The following is a 489-nucleotide window of genomic DNA, read 5'->3' as shown; positions in this document are numbered from 1 at the left end:
CGCCGGCTGCGTCCGGCACCGCCGCGTGCCACTGCGCAAACGCGTGTGCCGCCGCATCCAGGCGCTGCCGGCGCAGGGCCTGCTCGGCCTCGCGCTGCAGGCGCTCCAGCGCCCGATTCAGTTCCGCCTGGGTCTCGGGCAGGTCGACATGGCCGGGGTCGTAGCCACGCGCGCGCTCCACCAGCGCCGCGGCAGCGGCCAGGTCGCCGCGCGCCAGATCGCCGCGTGCGTGCTGCAGCAGTTCCGACAATGCATCCTCGCGGCCTTCCAGCGCCGCGGTGCGTTCCGGCGCGTACTCCAGGACACGCTGGTACAGCGGCAGGGCCGCGTCCGGGCCATCGTCCAGATGCCCGTCGTGGCGCGCCTGCGCCGCCCGTTGCAGCAGTTGATCGATGCCGGCGTGCGCGGCCTCGCGCGCGCGCAATGCCGCCTCGATGCGATCGGCATCGGCGCGCGGCACCTGCAGCGCGCGCGCCAGCGCCAGCGCCT

1 pseudogene is annotated in these 489 nt (G+C 75.7%); it reads right to left on the bottom strand.

Features of this window, described 5'->3' with window-relative positions:
* Positions 1-489 (bottom strand): annotated as a pseudogene (locus tag D180_RS24615) (hypothetical protein); the annotation flags it as partial.

It is taken from the genome of Xanthomonas sp. SHU 166 (assembly GCF_000364685.1).
Lineage (GTDB): Bacteria > Pseudomonadota > Gammaproteobacteria > Xanthomonadales > Xanthomonadaceae > Xanthomonas_A > Xanthomonas_A sontii.
The sequence above is the reverse complement of the archived record's forward strand: the minus strand, read 5'-3'. Positions and strand labels throughout refer to the sequence as shown.